This is a genomic window from Pseudomonas sp. TH34 (assembly GCF_016650865.1).
GTDB lineage: Bacteria > Pseudomonadota > Gammaproteobacteria > Pseudomonadales > Pseudomonadaceae > Aquipseudomonas > Aquipseudomonas yamanorum.
Genome location: NZ_JAEKFB010000025.1, coordinates 49045 through 65696 on the forward strand (window position 1 = coordinate 49045; position 16652 = coordinate 65696).

Sequence of the window (16652 nt, forward strand, 5' to 3'; positions counted from 1 at the left end):
CACGTTGGAGGCGATGTCTGGCCTGGTGGCCTTGGCCAATATGGTGTCTACACAAAGAGCCATATTTTTTCGCGAACGTTTGAGTGCTTATCTCGCTTATCTCGTAGTGACTTTGAAGAAATATCCCACAGCGGCGTCATTCTCAGGCGTCTCTGATAACTGCATTCTCATCATAAAGCAGGAAGCCGCCATGTCGCACATTGAGATCGATTTCATCGGTGTAGAGGCCGCGAAAAGTGGTGACGCAATCACCATACGCTACGAGAAAGATGGAGTAGCCGGCGTTCACGTAGTTGATGGGGGCTACATCGATACTGGAGCTCAGGTCATCGAACAGCTCCGCCAATTTTACGGTACTACCCGGGTTGAAAACGTAGTACTCACCCACCCTGACCTTGATCATGCAAACGGTCTGCGAGCAGTGCTGGAAGAGTGCGATGTCGGGACGCTCTGGCTCAATCGGCCTTGGCTTTACGCCAGCGAATTGATAGACCGATTTGCCACTTACACGTCCGTAGATGCTCTTGAGCGCAAGCTTCGATCAGTCTACAGCGCCAGCGCAACGTTAGAAGAGATCGCAATTCGCAAAGGCATACCGATTCAAAGTCCTTTTCAGGGAAGCACGATCGGAATTTTCAAGGTGTTAGCGCCGACCAAAGCTCGTTATCTCGACCTTATTGTAGAATCGGATAAAACACCTGAAGCGGAAACTTCTGTCGCTGCAGAATCGTTTGAAGCCATCGCCAAGGCGTTCCGGGCAGTCGCAAATCTAGTTAAATCTGCGTGGGGCGACGAGTATTTTCCTTCTTCTGGAACAAGCACCGAAAACGAGATGAGTGTTGTTCAGTATGCGCAGGTGAATGGAAAGACCATCGTCCTGACAGGTGATGCCGGACGTGAAGCTCTGACAGAAGCGGCAGACTATGCTCCTTATGCTGGTCTGAGTCTTCCTGGTATTGATATGTTCCAGGTCCCTCACCACGGGGGGCGACATAATGTCTCTACCGAGTTGCTGGATCGGTGGCTTGGCACCAGACATGACGCCCCTGGAACATACACTTGGGCTGCACCTTGCAGCTCCGCTAAAGCAGATGAAGATCACCCCAGAAAATCGGTTATGCGAGCAATGATGCATCGTGGCGGAGAGTTTGCTGCCACCGAAGGGCAAAACATTGCCTGGGTGGAAGGTATTATTCGTGAGGGTTGGGGCCCTGTACAGCAGACCCCATACCCCGAAGAGCAAGAGGAATAGAGCTGATTAGAAACATTAGATCGCTTTCTATCTCCTTGGTTTGTTTGGAGCTTTTACTCCCTAGATTGATCTGATTGGCCAAAGCCTCACGACTAGAACCGATCAGCTTTGGACAGTTGGCCCGCTAATGAGCCCACGGGATGACATCGTCCGTGTTCCAGTTCAGCGAGTGCCTTGGGAGTGGTGTGTAACTCAATAGCTCGAAGTAGGGGCGGCTATACCGCATAGCGATTCTTGTGAGCCGCGGCATCTTGGGACATTGAACTGCAGATTAAAGATTTTTCAGTAAGTCCAGTAATTTAACCGTTGCTAGCGGTTCCGATCACCTACTTAACCGCATAGACCTTGCGGACGTAGATCGAACTGCTCCAGGCGCAGGGAGCGCCTTTTGCCACGAATACGGTGTCACCGGTGTTGATTGTTACGTCGCTGCCTGTGACATCTTGCAGGGTGACGCTGCCTTCGATCAGGTGCATCAGTTCATTGAGTTTGTGAGGGCGGCCGAGCCGTGTATAGGGCGTCGAGTCCCAGACACCCGCACGCAACTCGGTAGTGTCGTCGTCAAACAGGTTGAGTGAACGGCACTGGGGAGTGGGACCAATAAGCATCTGCGGCTCCGGCGCGGCTGATGGCGTCAGCAGGCAATAAGTGTCGAGACCGGTCAAACCCGTGGTTTGTGGCATATCCGGGAGGTCAACGGCGCAGAAGGCCCAGCGGCTGTCGGTACTCGCTTGTACACGCAGTTGAGTGCCGCGCCCTATCACCGCGCTTGTTCCGGCCTTGAGTTCGAGAGTCTGTTCTGGCGAGTGCAGCACCACGTGGCCCGAGTGGACCACCAGCGTTTCGGTATGGGGAAAAGCTTCGATCACGATTTCGCCGCTGAACCGCACCAAGCCCGCGGACACACCGTCCGAGCCCAGCCAGGCAATGTCGCGCGAAGCCCCGAACGGGTCACTCGGACTCAAGGCTGCAGCGTAGAAGCGCGTGGCAACGTGGCCGCCGCTGGCGCGTGCCAACAGCATAATGCTGGGGGATGACATGGGTGGATGCTCCGAGAGTAAAAATCAGCCGATCGCCTGGGTGACCAACGCAAACTGGTGCGCACCTGCAACAGCCCTGGGTGGCTTGCCCAAGGCCATCTGCGCGACGGTATCGACCTGCTTCAGGCCCGCTTGCTCCAGCCAGTCGCTGAGGCCGCAGCCTTCCGGAATGTCGATGCGCACAAAGGCATTGGGGACTTGCGTCAGCAATATCGCGACTAAGTGTTTGGCCTGTTCGAGGTTCTCTGCCACCACCGGGCCGATACAGTAACCCCGACCGAAGGGTCTTAGCAGAGCAAAGCCGCTCAGCTTGCCGTGGCGTTCGATTCCTACGGCGTGTTCCACCAGCAAGTCGGCGAGCACCTCTTTCCGGTCCAGGCCACTGCCTGCGTTGGCAAGCGCCAGCATCGCGAGGTAATCATCAGCGCGTAACACACGGCACGTTTCTTCCTCCGCGAGCGCCACCAAGTGAGGTACCGCGCCCTGGCCTTGATGTTGCTGCACTCGACCGAATTCGATGAACCCCAGGCTGGCATACAGCGGGGCACCGGCGAGTGTTGCGTTGAGCATCGGCGTGCGTGACTGGCAGGCCTCGATTGCTTTTTCCATTAACCGGCGACCGATGCCCTGGCCTTGGTAATCATCGCTGACAATCACCAGGCCAATGGTTGCGTAGACTCCTTGGGGGCATATGAACGCGCTGCCGATCAGACGCTCGCCATCGAGCACTACAAAACCCTCGCCCACCCTCTGCAACATTGCCCAGTCTTCCAGCCGATGGGGCCATTTGAGTTGCATCGACAAAGCATGGGCGGCCGGCAAGTCGGCCACGGTCATAGGGCGGTAGACATAAGCAGGGTGTGGCAGGACGGGCATGGCTGGCCTCCGTTGAGCGTCTGATTTTGCATCACTGGAGTGCCTGTATCCCACCTGCCCGAAGGGCTGGCAAGGGGGGTATGCACATTCGGCAGATTCCTCGTGCTCGGGGGGCGCCAGACCACAGTTCCTACTTAATTGCCTTGCGAGGTCAGCAGCAAATGCCAGGTTTTTTTTCTTACGATGGGGGCCAGCGTTTGTGACGCGCCGTGACCTTTCTGGAGTTCCCCATGGACAGCTTCGACCCCCGACTTATTGCTGTGCGCAGCGCCCACTTTATTGGCGGCCAATACCGCGATGCCGCCCCTGGCCTGGAGGTGGTCCGCCCTTCAGATGGCCGGGTATATGCCAACCTACCGATTGCAGATGCCGAACAGGTGGACGAAGCGGTCGAGAATGCCTGGCAAGCATTTACGCGCAGTGATTGGGCTAGCCGCCCGCCCAGGGAGCGGGCACGGGTGATGCGGCGCTGGGCTGATCTGATCGAGGCCGACGCCGCGGTGCTAGCACCGTTGGAAGCGGTGGGCTCGACTCGTCCGCATAAAGATGTAATTGCCTGGGACATTCCCTATGTCGCCGAAGGCATTCGCTTTTTTGCCGAGCTGGCGGACAAGCACGGCGGCAGTGTTGCCGCAACCCAGACCGATCGCCTGGGCCTGCAGATTGCCGAACCTTATGGTGTGATTGCCGCCATCGCGCCGTGGAATTTCCCACTAAGTATGGCGTCATGGAAAGTCGCCCCCGCATTGGCGGCGGGTAATGCCGTGGTGCTTAAACCGTCGGAGCTCACACCGTTCTCCAGCCTGCGGTTTGCCGAACTGGCACTACAGGCGGGGATACCCGCCGGGATTTTCAATGTGGTTCAGGGTGACGGCCGGGTGACGGGCGATGCATTGTGCAGGCATCCACGTATCGCCAAGGTGACCTTCACTGGTTCGACGGCGACCGGCTCGAGCATCATGTCCACCTGCGCGTTGACGGGGCCGAAACCGGTGACGCTGGAACTGGGGGGTAAGAGCCCGCAACTGGTATTTGCCGATGTACCGGACATTGCCAGGACTGCTCGCACCGTAGCCCTGGCGATTACCGGAAATGCTGGCCAGGTATGCGTCTCGGGTTCGCGGCTGTTAATCGAGCGATCGATCATGGAGCCGTTCATCGCCCACTTGCAGGGCTATTTTGAGGCGTTGCAGCCGGGGCCGACATGGTCGGACGACAGCACGTTAACGCCGATCATTTCCCGTCTGCAGGCCAGTCGTATTGACGGCATAGTCCAGCGTTCACGCCAGGCTGGTGCTGAGGTGCTCGCCGGAGGTGGATTGTTTGACGGGTTGGGGGGTGCCTATTACCGGCCGACGTTGCTGGCCGGGCTGGATAATCAGAACCCCGCGGTGTGTGAAGAAATCTTCGGGCCAGTGTTGACGGTACAAGGGTTTGGTACCGAGGAAGAGGCGCTGAGCCTTGCCGCGCATGCCACATACGGGTTGGCGGCTGGTGTACATACGGCGGATATCAACCGCGCGCTACGGTTGGTACGGCGACTGGAGGCGGGGACGGTGTGGGTGAACCGGTACGGTCGCAGTAATGATTACATTCTGCCGACAGGTGGCTATAAACGATCGGGAATAGGCAAGGACTTGGGGCGGGAGGCGTTTGAGGCGAATCTGCGCTTCAAGAGCGTATTAATTGATATCGAGGGATGACAGGAAGCGCAGGTAAAAAGTACATATCCGTGACGCTGGAATCGGATATGTACCCACTCCCAACAAAAAAACGGTGTGCACAATAGTTTCTGCCGTCACCAACCCCATTCTTGAGCCCTTAGCCATCAATGAGGCCCATAAAAGCGCATAAATACTGGGTTCGCCCAAGCCTGGAGCGCGCCGCAAACTCTGCTGACGCCGACCGCTAAAACGGTGGTTTGTATTGAGCTTAGGGCTTTTTAGACGTCATATGCTGAATTCACAGTGGTGTAATGAACCTGTGCTGCAACGAGGCCTTCGCGCCGCCAGGTCAGCGAACGCTGGTCACATTCAACAAACTTCAGGATCGCACTCAATGAGCTTTCTCCGTCCCAAATTCATTACGTTCGACTGTTACGGTACGCTGACCAACTTCCACATGGGCACCATGACCCGTGAGATCTTCGCCGATCGGATCAAGCCTGAGCAGATGGATCAGTTCGTCAAGGACTTCTCGGCCTATCGGATGGACCAGGTCATGGGTGACTGGATGCCGTACGACGAAATACTTAAGACCGCCCTGGCCCGCACCTGCAAACGGTGGGGCATTGAATACCGCGAAGAAGGCCAACTGTATTACGACGCCGTGCCTACGTGGGGCCCGCATCCGGATGTACCTGCCGGCCTGTCGAAGATTGCCGACAACATCCCACTAGTGATTTTCTCCAACGCCAGTGACAGCCAAATCATGTCCAACGTCGACAAGCTCGGCGCACCGTTCCACAGGGTCTTCACCGCGGAACAGGCTCAAGCCTACAAGCCGCGCCTGGCGGCGTTCGAGTACATGCTAGACAACCTCAACTGCGGCCCGGAAGACATCTTGCATGTGTCCTCCAGCTTCCGTTATGACCTGATGCCGGCCCACGACATGAAGATCAAGAATAAGGCCTTCGTTGCCCGCGGTCACGAAGTCCCGGCTAATGCCTTCTACGGCTATCAGCAGATCACCGATATCGGTGGTTTGGCTGCGTTGGTGGGTCTTTAAGTCCTAACGGCTCTCTTGACGGCAAAAGGGGTTAGACATGGGCAATGAATCCTACTGGCTCGACACCGTACCGGCCTTTACCGGTGCACAGCCAGGCGCGCTGCCTGGGCAGGTCGACGTGGCCATCGTCGGTGGTGGTTTTACAGGGCTTGCGGCCGCGCGGGCGTTGGCATTGAAGGGCGCCAGTGTGGTAGTGCTGGAAGCCGGGCGGGTGATCGGCGAAGCCTCGGGGCGCAACGGTGGCCAATGCAATACCGGTGTGGCACAGGATTACGCCGGCCTCAGCGCTAGCCTGGGTGCCGACAAGGCACGGGCTTATTATCAGGCCTACGAAAGCGCGGTGCAGAGTGTGGTGTCGCTGGTGGAACAGGAGCGGATCGCCTGCGACCTGATCCGCAACGGCAAGCTCAAGTTGGCAGCCAAGCCCATGCATTACGAAGGCCTTGCGCGCACGTGTGAATTAATCCGCAAGGAAGTCGATGCTGACGTTGAGTTGCTGTCAGCCGAGCAGACTCGTGATGAAGTCGATTCGACGCAATTCTACGGTGGTTTGCTGCAGCGAAACGGTGTGCAGATGCATGTCGGGCGCTTCGGTGTCGGGTTGGCCCAAGCGGCTGCGCGTCACGGCGCGTTGATCCATCAAGGCACCCCAGTGCTGGATTGGAAAGCTCAAGCTGGTGGCTATCAGGTCAACACCGGCAAGGGGGCGCTACACGCCAGCCAGATCTTGCTGGCCACCGGCACCTGTCAGCACGGCGGATTGGGCTGGTACCGGCGGCGGATCGTGCCCGTGGGCAGTTTCGTCATTGTCACCGAAGTACTCCCGAAGTCGTTGATCGATCAGTTGCTGCCCGGTCGGCGAGCTTATGTTACCAGCCGCATGATCGGTAACTACTTCCGCCTGACGCCTGACAACCGCTTGCTGTTCGGCGGCCGTGCCCGGTTTGCGATGTCTGATAGCGTCAACGACGCCAAGAGCGGCAAGGTCCTGCAAGCCGCCATGGTGCAGATTTTTCCGGCGCTGGCCAACGTAAAAATTGACTACTGCTGGGGTGGGCTGGTCGACATGACGTCCGATCGATTGCCAAGGGCCGGCCAGCACGGCGGGGTTTATCACTCCATGGGCTACAGCGGCCATGGGGTGCAGATGTCGGTGCATATGGGCCAGGTAATGGCCGAGGTGATGGCCGGTAACGCCCTGGCCAACCCTTGGCGCGACCTCGACTGGCCGGCGATTCCCGGGCACTTCGGCAAACCCTGGTTCTTGCCGCTCGTGGGCGCCTATTACCGCGTCCAGGACTATTTGCATTGAGTTGATGTTGTGGCGTCCGTCGTTTGCGTTTCAACGCCCCGGATAACCGGAGCCTTCTCCTTCTCGACAGGTTCAACTGATATGACTGACAACAAGATCGACTCACCCCTGATCTCCGGCCAGGAAAGCCTGCGCGTGTTCGAAGGCCTTAATCGTGGTATGTCACGCCGCAACGCACTACAAATGCTCGGTGTAGCGGGCGTAGCAGCCGCGGGTGCAGGCAGTCTGTTTGGCACCGCCGGCAAGCTGTTCGCCGACGAGGCCGCGACACAGGGCAAAGGCAAACCGGGCGGGCGGATTCGCGTCGCCGGCATGTCCAGTTCCACCGCCGACACTCTCGACCCGGCAAAAGGTGCGCTGTCCACCGACTACGTACGTCACTACATGCTCTACAACGGCCTGACCCGGTTCGATAAGCACCTGGTGCCGCAATTGGAGTTGGCCGAGCGTATTGATAATACCGATGCCACCCTGTGGACAATCACCCTGCGCAAAGACGTGACCTTCCACAACGGCAAGACCCTGAGCGCCGCCGACGTGGTGTTCACCCTGAACCGGCACAAGGACCCGCTCACCGGCTCCAAGGTCATGCCGTTGATGGAGCAGTTTGCTGAGATCAAGGCCAGCGGCCCGAACGAAGTGCAGATTCGTCTCAGCGCACCAAACGCCGAGTTGCCGTCGATCCTGGCGGTGTCGCACCTGTTGATCGTCCCCGAGGGCACCACCGACTTCAATAAAGGCATTGGCACCGGGCCGTTCACCGTTGGCGAGTTCAAACCAGGGGTGCGCTCGATTGCCGTGCGCAACAAGAACTACTGGAAACCGGGCTTGCCGTACCTGGACGAAATCGAGTTTATCGCTATCGCCGACGAGCCATCGCGGGTCAACGCGCTGCTGTCGGGCGACGTACACATGATCAACGAGGTCAACCCACGTTCTACCACACGTATCGCTGCCAGTGCCAAACACCGGGTCGTGGATGCGCCGTCCGGCAACTACACTGACTTGATCATTCGCCAGGATCAGTTGCCCGGCAAAAGCCCGGAATTCACCCAGGCGATGAAGCTGCTGCTGGACCGTGAGCAGGTCAAGTCCGCAGTGTTCCGTGGCTTTGCCGTGGTCGGCAACGATCACCCGATTGCACCGGGCTCGCGCTACTTCAACACCGACTTGCCGCAGACGGTCTACGACCCGGAAAAAGCCAAGTTCCTGCTGAAGAAAGCCGGTATGGAAAGCATCACCATGCCCGTGATGGCGTCACCCGCTGCGACCGGTTCGGTGGACATCGCCGTGCTGTTGCAGCAGTCGGCGAAACAGGCCGGGCTCAAGCTCGACGTCAACCGCCTGCCCAGTGACGGCTATTGGTCCAACCACTGGATGAAGCACCCGTTGAGCTTCGGCAACATCAACCCTCGGCCGAATGCCGACGTGATGTTTTCGCAGTTCTTCCAGTCCAAGGCGCCGTGGAACGAGTCCGGCTGGCAGAACGATCAGTTCGACCAGTTACTGATGTTGGCCCGTGGCGAGACCGATGACGCCAAGCGCGCCAAAATGTACGGCGATATGCAGACCCTGGTTCACGACCACTGTGGCATCGGCGTGCCGGTATTTATCAGCAACATCGACGGCGTCGACCAGCGCGTCAAAGGCTACGACACCAACCCGCTGGGTGGTTTCATGGGTTACATGTTCGCCGAGCAGGTGTGGTTGGACGCTTGAGGAGGGCAGTGCGATGAATAGCCATACACTGTGGTTGATCTGCCGGCGCTTTGGTGCCGGTGCGGTGACCTTGTTGATCGTGTCCATGGTCGTTTTTGCGATCACGGCAGTACTGCCGGGGGATGCTGCGCAGCAATCCCTTGGCCAGTTCGCGACCCCGGAACAGGTGGCGGCACTGCGCCTGAAGCTGGGGTTGGACCAGCCCGGTGTGTTGCGGTACTTGCACTGGTTGATGAGCCTGCTCACCGGCGACATGGGGGTGTCGGTGTCCAACGCGATGCCGGTGGGTGAATTGATGGCGGGGCGAGTGCCCAACACCCTGATGTTGGCGGGTGCCACGGCGCTGGTCTCGGTGCCGTTGGCGCTGGTGCTGGGCATCGGCTCGGCGATGGGCCGGGGTGGGCGCATCGACAGCTGCCTGAGCTTTGTCACCCTGGCGATGGTCGCGGTGCCGGAGTTTCTGGTGGCAACCCTGGCGGTGCTGATTTTCGCGGTCAACCTCGGTTGGTTATCGGCACTGTCTTATGCCAGCGACATTACCTCACCCCTGCAATTCATGCGTACCTATGCCTTGCCGGTGATGACGCTGTGCTGCGTCATCGTCGCGCAAATGGCGCGCATGACGCGCGCTGCGGTGATCGATCAGCTCGACAGCCCCTACGTCGAAATGGCGCGCCTCAAAGGCGTCAGCCCGATACGTATTGTGCTGCGCCATGCCTTGCCCAATGCCATCGGGCCGATTGCCAACGCCATCGCCCTGAGCCTGTCGTACCTGTTGGGCGGGGTGGTGATCGTCGAAACCATCTTCAACTACCCCGGCATTGCCAGCTTGATGGTCGATGCCGTGACCAACCGCGACATGGCGCTGGTGCAGGCTTGCACCATGTTGTTCTGCGCGGCCTACCTGGGCCTGGTGCTGCTCGCCGACCTCTGCGCAATCCTGTCCAACCCGAGGCTGAGAAACCAATGAACAATCTCATTGCGAAGTCAAAGCCTGTGTCCTCAGCCCTGGCACTCGCCAAAGTCTCCAGCGGTCCGTCCTGGTTGGGGCTGGTGGGGGCGATGGTGTGTGTGGCCTGGTTGCTGGTGGCACTGTTTGGCCCCTGGCTGGCGCCACATCCCGTGGGTGAAGTGGTGTCCGATAACATCTTCGAAGGCTTTAGCCTCGCACACCCGTTTGGCACCGATTACCTGGGCCGCGACATGCTTAGCCGTGTGTTGGTGGGCGCCCGGTTCACCGTCGGGCTGGCGCTGGTTGCGGCGTTACTGGCCAGCACCCTGGGCACCGGTTCTGCGCTGTTGTCGGTGGTCGCGCCCAAGTGGCTGGACGAAATCATCAGCCGCATCATGGACGCCTTCATTTCGATCCCCAGCAAAATGCTTGCACTGATCATGGTGTCGGCATTTGGATCGTCAGTGACGCTGCTGATCTGCACCGCCGTTATCAGCTATATCCCGGGTGCGTTCCGCGTTGCTCGCAGCATGGCGGTCAACATTGAAACCCTGGAATACGTGCAAGTCGCCCGTACCCGAGGCGAGCGCCGGTTGTACGTGGCGTGCATGGAAATCCTGCCGAATATGCTCAACCCCGTATTGACCGATCTCGGGTTGCGTTTCGGCTACATCGTGCTGTTGCTCAGCGGCATGAGCTTTCTGGGCCTGGGCGTGCAACCGCCGGACGCGGACCTTGGCTCCCTGGTACGGGAAAACATCGGCGGCCTCAACCAGGGCGCGCTGGCCATCATCATTCCGGCGCTGGCCATTGGCACGCTGACCATTGGTGTGAATTTGCTGATCGACCATCTGTCGTCCCGGCGTAGTCGACGCATGGGAGGCCATTGAAATGAGTGAATTGATTCGCGTTGAAGACCTGCGTGTGGTCGCCGGTGGTGAGCGTGGCGAGGTTGAAATCGTTAAAGGGGTGAGTTTTTCTCTTAAAAAAGGCGAGGTCCTCGCGTTGATCGGTGAGTCCGGCTCGGGCAAGACCACCATCGCCCTGGCGTTACTCGGCTATGCGCGGCGGGGCTGCCGCCTGTCCGGCGGTGTGGTGCAGGTTGGCGATCACGACATGCTTGCCCTGAACGAAAAGCAGCTACAAGGCCTGCGCGGTAACCGGGTGTCCTACATCGCGCAAAGCGCGGCGGCGGCGTTCAATCCGGCGAAAAGACTCATCGACCAAGTAGTGGAGGGCGCGTTGATCCATGGCCTGGGCACCCGGGCCGAGTTGCAAGCCAAAGCCATCGGGCTATTCCGCGACTTGGCGCTGCCAGACCCGGAACGCATCGGCCGACGCTATCCGCATCAGGTCTCTGGCGGGCAACTGCAACGGGTGATGGCGGCGATGGCGCTGATCAGCGACCCGCTTTTGGTGGTGCTCGACGAGCCGACCACAGCGCTTGATGTGACCACCCAGATTGACGTGTTGCGTGCCTTCAAACGTGTGGTGCGCGAACGGGGCACCACGGCGGTGTATGTCTCTCACGACCTGGCCGTGGTGGCGCAGATGGCCGACCAGATCGTGGTGCTCAATGGTGGGCGGATCTTCGAACAGAGCGCCACTGCGCCGCTGCTCAAAGCCCCGACCCATGAGTACACGCGCAGCCTGCTGGCGGCCGCGCGCCCCGACACCACCATCCGTCCGCCTTGCGGGATTGCCGAAGATGTACCGCTGCTGACCATCCGCGGCCTCACCGCCGGCTATGGCAACAAGAACCTGCAAGGCATGCCGTCGATCCGGGTACTCGAAGATATCGACCTTACCGTGCGACGCGGCCAGGCCATTGGGGTGATCGGCGAGTCGGGCTCCGGCAAGTCGACCCTGGCCCGCGTGGTTGCGGGGCTGCTGACCCCGGCCCTCGGCGGGCTGACATTCGATGGCCAGCCTTTGGGCGCGAGCCTGTCCGAGCGCAGCCCCGAGCAGTTCCGACGGATTCAAATGGTGTTTCAAAATGCCGACACCGCACTGAACCCTATGCACAGCGTGGCGACCATTCTCAGTCGGCCGCTGAAAATGTATTTCGGCCTCAAAGGCGCGGCGCTGCAAACGCGCATTGGCGAACTGCTCGACCTGGTGCGCCTGCCCCGCGCAATGGCCGAGCGGCGCCCCAATGAGCTGTCTGGTGGGCAGAAGCAGAGGGTCAACCTGGCTCGGGCGCTGGCCGCCAAGCCCGACCTGATCCTTTGCGATGAAGTGACCTCGGCCCTGGACACTGTGGTGGGCGCGGCGATTCTCGAACTGCTGCGCGACTTGCGTCAGGAGCTGGGCGTGTCCTACCTGTTTATCAGCCATGACATCTCCACGGTACGTGCGCTGTGCGACGACATTGTGGTGATGTACAGCGGCCATAAGGTTCAGGCCGGCAGCCGCCAGTCGTTTGCCGAGCCGCCGTTTCATCCCTACACCGACGTGTTGATTCATTCGGTGCCTGAGCTGCGCCAAGGTTGGCTGGAAAGCTGTGGCGCCACCGGTGGCGCGTTGCCCCCCATTGGCGTACGCGCCAACGTGCAGGAACTCTGCACTTTCCTCAATCGCTGCCCGGTGCGGGTCGACGGCCTGTGCAACCTCACCGCGCCGAGCCGCCGCAGCCTGGAGAACGGTGGTGAAATCCTCTGCCATCACGACACGGCCCAATTGCTGAAGACTCAGCAGGGCATTACCACCATGACTTTGGGAGCCTATGCATGAAAGGGCGTTTTGTGAGGATGGCCGAGCAGGGCCGGCCGACGGTCAGCCTGACCGTGGATGGCGCACCCATCAACGCATTGCAGGGCGATACGTTGATGGTGGCCTTGCTGACGCAGGGCAACACGTTACGTCAGTCGGAGTTCGACACCGGTCGTCGCGCAGGCTTCTGCCTGATGGGTGCCTGCCAGGACTGCTGGGTGTGGACCCGCAACGGCGAACGGCTGCGTGCCTGCTCTAATGAGGTCCGCGAGGGCCTGGATATTGTCACCACACAACCGGAGGCAACATGGCCATTGCACGGGTAGTCATAGTGGGCGCTGGGCCGGCGGGTGTTCGTTGTGCAGAGACCCTGGTGAGCGCCGGTATCACACCGATCCTGATCGATGAAAATCGCCGCGACGGCGGGCAAATCTATCGGCGCCAACCCGAAGGGTTTACCCGCGACTATACGACCTTGTACGGCAGTGAAGCCGCCAAGGCCCAGGACCTGCACCAGAGTTTCGATCGCCTGCGCGGCGCCATTGATTACCATCCCGACACGTTGGTGTGGAACCTCACACCGGGGCAATTGTGCTGCGTCAGCCAGGGCCGACACAGCACGGTGGATTACGACGCACTGATCCTATGCACCGGCGCTACCGACCGCTTGATGCCCATCGAAGGTTGGCAACTGGCGGGTACCTATAGCCTCGGTGGTTCGCAGATCGCGCTGAAAAACCAGGCAGTATCAATTGGCCATAACGTGGTGTTCATGGGCAGCGGGCCTTTGCTGTACCTGGTCGCCAGCCAGTATATAAAAGCGGGCGCGAACGTGGCGGCGGTACTGGATACGTCGCCGATGAGCCTACGTATCAAAGCCTTGCCCAAGCTGCTGGCGCGCCCCGGCTTGCTGTTCACGGGAATCAAGCTGCTGGCACAGCTGTACCGGGCCAAGGTCGCAGTGCACCTGGGAATCAAGCCGTTGCAGGTCCTAGGGGATGCCGCAAGCGGCGTCAGCGGTGTGCGGTTCAGCACCGCCAAAGGGCGAACCCTGACAGTCGAGGCCGACGCTGTGGCGGTCGGTTATCACTTGCGCCCGGAAACTCAACTGGGAGACCTGGCCGGCTGCAAGATGGCGTTCGATGAGCCTTCAAGTCAATGGTGTCTGGCAGTGGATGACGCCGGACGTACTTCGGTCAAGGGTGTATACGCGGCCGGCGACGGTTCGAAAATTCGCGGCGCCGATGCGGCCGAGCATGCTGGGCGCCTGGTGGCGCTGACCCTGCTGGAGGATTTGAAGCAACCTTTCGATATCGGGCTGCGGGACGCGCAACGCCAGGCGCTGGAAGTAATGGACCAGTTTCGCCTCGGCCTGGCGCAGGCGTTCCCTTGGCCTAGCGAGCAGGCCAAGGCCCTGCCTGACAGTGCGATTGTGTGCCGTTGCGAGATGATCAGCACTGGCGAGTTGCGTCGCACAGTCAGTGAAAAAGGCGCTTGCGAAGTGAACCGGGCCAAGGCGTTCAGCCGGGTCGGCATGGGCCGTTGCCAGGGCCGTTATTGCTCCCAGGCCGGGGCGGAAGTGATCGCGGCCGCTGCTGATGTCCAGGTGCGGGAGGTGGGCCGCCAGCGTGGCCAGGCACCCGTCAAACCGCTGTCGATGCTCACCGAGGAGGTCGCTCCATGACCGTGCAAAAAGCAGACGTGGTGATTGTGGGCGGTGGCCTGATGGGGGCGGCGAGCGCATTTTTTCTGCGCAGGCGTGGCCAGTCGGTGATCCTCCTGGAGCGCGATCAGATCGGCCAATATGCCAGCGGCGTCAACTTCGGCAACGTGCGCCGGCAAGGGCGCTTCCTCGGCCAATTGGCCCTGGCCAACCGTTCCTGGGCGCTGTGGAAACGCTTGCCCGAACTGATCGACGACGACCTGGAATTCATCGCCAGCGGGCACATGCGTGTGTGTTATCGAGAAGATGAAATCGCTGAACTTGAGGCCTACGCCGCTGCGCCTGAAGCGGCGCAACTGGACCTGAAAATCTATCGTGGCGCCGAACTGCGCCAACGCTTCGGCTTTCTTGGCGTGCAGGTCAAGGGCGGCTCCTATGCGCCCCACGACGGCCACGCGAACCCGCGCTTGGCCGCACCGGCGTTTGCCCGCGCGGCGAGGCGCCTGGGTGCTCAGATCGAGGAGCTCACCGAGGTCGCCGAGGTACAGAAGGTGGGTGGCGATTTTCACGTCACCACCACCGACGGCCGCCAGTTCCATGCCGCACAGTTGTTGATCACCGCGGGTGCCTGGGGGCAGAGACTCTCCGCGCAGTTCGGCGAACCGGTGCCGCTGGATACCCATGGCCCGCAAATGGCCGTTACCGAGCCGGTGCCGTATGCCTTGCCGACCGTGATCGGCGTGTACACCAAGATCCCTGAGGAAGTGATTTACTTCCGCCAGATTCCCCGGGGCAATATCGTCATCGGCGGCGGTTACCGCAGCAAACCGGACATGCTCAACCGCCGCGCTCAGGTCGAGCCGCGCAGTATTCTCAACCAGGTCAATCAGATGCGCCGCCTGTTGCCAGGTGTAGGCAACCTCAACATTATCCGCGTATGGAGCGGCATCGAAGGCTACTTGCCGGACTCGTTGCCGGTGATGGGGCCCAGCGGAACCGTCGATGGCCTGTTCTACGCCTTTGGTTTTTGTGGCCACGGCTTCCAATTAGGCCCTGGGGTCGGCGATGTGATGGCCGAGTTGCTCAGCACCGGCAGCACCAGCACCCCGATCGAGCCGTTCTCCATCACCCGCTTTGCCCTTTCTGCCGCACAACGGAGCCAGGCCTCATGAAACCCCGCGTTCTCGCGATTCTCAAACAACTGATGGCCTTCGACACCGTTTCGTCGGTGTCGAACATGGCTCTGATCGACTACGTACGCGACCTGTTGTTGACCAAGGGTATCGAGTCGCTGATCGTGCGGGACGAAAGCGGCAAGAAGGCCAACCTGTTTGCCAGCACCGGCCCCAAAGACCAGCCCGGCGTGCTGCTGTCCGGACACACCGACGTGGTGCCGGCGGCGGGGCAGGCCTGGACCTTTCCAGCCTTCGCCGCCACCGTGCAGGACGGGCGAATCTATGGTCGCGGCAGTTGCGACATGAAGGGTTTTATTGCCCTGGCCATCGACGCGATGTTGGATGCAGCAGACCATCGCTTGAGCCGCCCATTACAACTGGCGTTGTCCCATGATGAAGAGATCGGTTGTGTGGGCGTGCGGCGCTTGCTTGACGTGTTGCACCTGGCGCCGGTGCGTCCGTTTCTGTGCATGATCGGCGAGCCGACCAATATGCAGTTTGTGTTGGGCCACAAGGGCAAAGGCTCTTACCGCACTTACTGCCGTGGCCTGGAAGCCCATTCATCACTGGCGCCGCGCTCAGTGAATGCGATCCACGTCGCCTGTGACTTTATCGCCGCCCTGCGCGAGAGCCAGCAGCAGTTGCAACGCCACGGCGCCCAGGACAACGATTACGACGTGCCCTACAGCACCGTGCATGTCGGGCAGATTGTCGGCGGCAAGGCCCTCAATATCGTGCCCAGCCTGTGCACCCTGGATTTTGAGGTGCGCAACCTGCCGGCCGACGACCTCGATCAGTTCCTGGACCAGATGCGCGAGCGCGCCGAAGTGATCGTGCGTGAGGCGCAGAAGCTCTCCAGCGTGGCGGCCATCGAGATTGAAACCGTCAACGTCTACCCGGGTCTTGACACGCATCCCAGTGTCGAAGCGGTGCGCTTCCTCAAGCAATTTGCGGCGCCGGACACGGGCACCTCGAAAGTCTCGTTCGGCACTGAAGGCGGCCTGTTCAAGCAGCGTCTGGATGTGCCGGTGGTGGTGTGCGGGCCGGGTTCCATCGAGCAGGCGCACAAGCCGGATGAGTTTGTCGAGATCAGCCAGATGGAAGCCGGCGAGCGCTTTTTGCAAGGGTTGCTGGGTTCGTTGAAAGGCTAAGCGCGTGCTGGTAGAGCCTGCCGTCCCGGGTTGATTTTCAGCACGCGACACTGCTGGAAGCGTGCTTTCAGCA

The 16652-nt window shown here is 60.2% G+C and carries 14 protein-coding genes; 12 read left to right on the plus strand and 2 right to left on the minus strand.

Features of this window, described 5'->3' with window-relative positions; translation table 11 throughout:
• Positions 1-13: 13 nt before the first annotated feature.
• Entirely contained in the window at positions 14-1252 is a 1239-nt protein-coding gene (locus JFU58_RS20085) for a ComEC/Rec2 family competence protein (protein ID WP_242488288.1), read from the plus strand.
• A gap of 326 nt (positions 1253-1578) precedes the next feature.
• Here the strand turns inward: JFU58_RS20085 and JFU58_RS20090 are convergent, their stop codons facing one another.
• Positions 1579-2292: a cupin domain-containing protein gene (locus JFU58_RS20090; RefSeq protein WP_201141830.1), complete on the minus strand. Its 714-nt coding sequence runs from the start codon at positions 2290-2292 to the stop codon at positions 1579-1581.
• Between the two features lie 24 nt (positions 2293-2316).
• Positions 2317-3168 (minus strand): GNAT family N-acetyltransferase, encoded by an 852-nt coding sequence (locus JFU58_RS20095; RefSeq protein WP_201141832.1) that lies wholly within the window; start codon positions 3166-3168, stop codon positions 2317-2319.
• 230 nt (positions 3169-3398) lie between these two features.
• Here JFU58_RS20095 and JFU58_RS20100 point away from each other — a divergent pair, with 230 nt between their 5' ends.
• From JFU58_RS20100 to argE, 11 genes are all read left to right on the plus strand, one after another.
• Positions 3399-4871: an aldehyde dehydrogenase family protein gene (locus JFU58_RS20100; RefSeq protein ID WP_201141834.1), complete on the plus strand. Its 1473-nt coding sequence runs from the start codon at positions 3399-3401 to the stop codon at positions 4869-4871.
• Positions 4872-5226: 355 nt separating this feature from the next.
• Positions 5227-5895, plus strand: a complete 669-nt coding sequence (locus JFU58_RS20105) for a haloacid dehalogenase type II (protein WP_201141836.1) — start codon at positions 5227-5229, stop codon at positions 5893-5895.
• Positions 5896-5932: 37 nt separating this feature from the next.
• Positions 5933-7207 (plus strand): NAD(P)/FAD-dependent oxidoreductase, encoded by a 1275-nt coding sequence (locus tag JFU58_RS20110; protein ID WP_201141838.1) that lies wholly within the window; start codon positions 5933-5935, stop codon positions 7205-7207.
• Positions 7208-7288: 81 nt separating this feature from the next.
• A complete protein-coding gene (locus JFU58_RS20115) occupies positions 7289-8926 on the plus strand; it encodes an ABC transporter substrate-binding protein (RefSeq protein WP_201141840.1) in 1638 nt (545 codons plus the stop codon).
• 13 nt (positions 8927-8939) lie between these two features.
• Complete coding sequence (locus JFU58_RS20120) at positions 8940-9896, plus strand: ABC transporter permease (RefSeq protein ID WP_201141842.1); 957 nt, start codon at positions 8940-8942, stop codon at positions 9894-9896.
• Positions 9893-10768, plus strand: a complete 876-nt coding sequence (locus JFU58_RS20125; RefSeq protein ID WP_201141844.1) for an ABC transporter permease — start codon at positions 9893-9895, stop codon at positions 10766-10768. Before JFU58_RS20120 ends, JFU58_RS20125 begins: the two co-directional genes overlap by 4 nt.
• A 1-nt stretch (position 10769) precedes the next feature.
• Entirely contained in the window at positions 10770-12611 is a 1842-nt protein-coding gene (locus tag JFU58_RS20130; protein ID WP_201141846.1) for an ABC transporter ATP-binding protein, read from the plus strand.
• Complete coding sequence (locus JFU58_RS20135) at positions 12608-12916, plus strand: (2Fe-2S)-binding protein (RefSeq protein WP_201141848.1); 309 nt, start codon at positions 12608-12610, stop codon at positions 12914-12916. The genes JFU58_RS20130 and JFU58_RS20135 overlap by 4 nt, the downstream gene beginning before the upstream one ends.
• On the plus strand, positions 12898-14274 hold the full coding sequence (locus tag JFU58_RS20140) for an FAD/NAD(P)-dependent oxidoreductase (protein WP_201141850.1): 1377 nt from the start codon (positions 12898-12900) through the stop codon (positions 14272-14274). Before JFU58_RS20135 ends, JFU58_RS20140 begins: the two co-directional genes overlap by 19 nt.
• Positions 14271-15425 (plus strand): NAD(P)/FAD-dependent oxidoreductase, encoded by a 1155-nt coding sequence (locus JFU58_RS20145; protein WP_201141852.1) that lies wholly within the window; start codon positions 14271-14273, stop codon positions 15423-15425. Before JFU58_RS20140 ends, JFU58_RS20145 begins: the two co-directional genes overlap by 4 nt.
• A complete protein-coding gene (gene argE, locus JFU58_RS20150) occupies positions 15422-16579 on the plus strand; it encodes an acetylornithine deacetylase (protein ID WP_201141854.1) in 1158 nt (385 codons plus the stop codon). Before JFU58_RS20145 ends, argE begins: the two co-directional genes overlap by 4 nt.
• Positions 16580-16652: the final 73 nt, after the last annotated feature.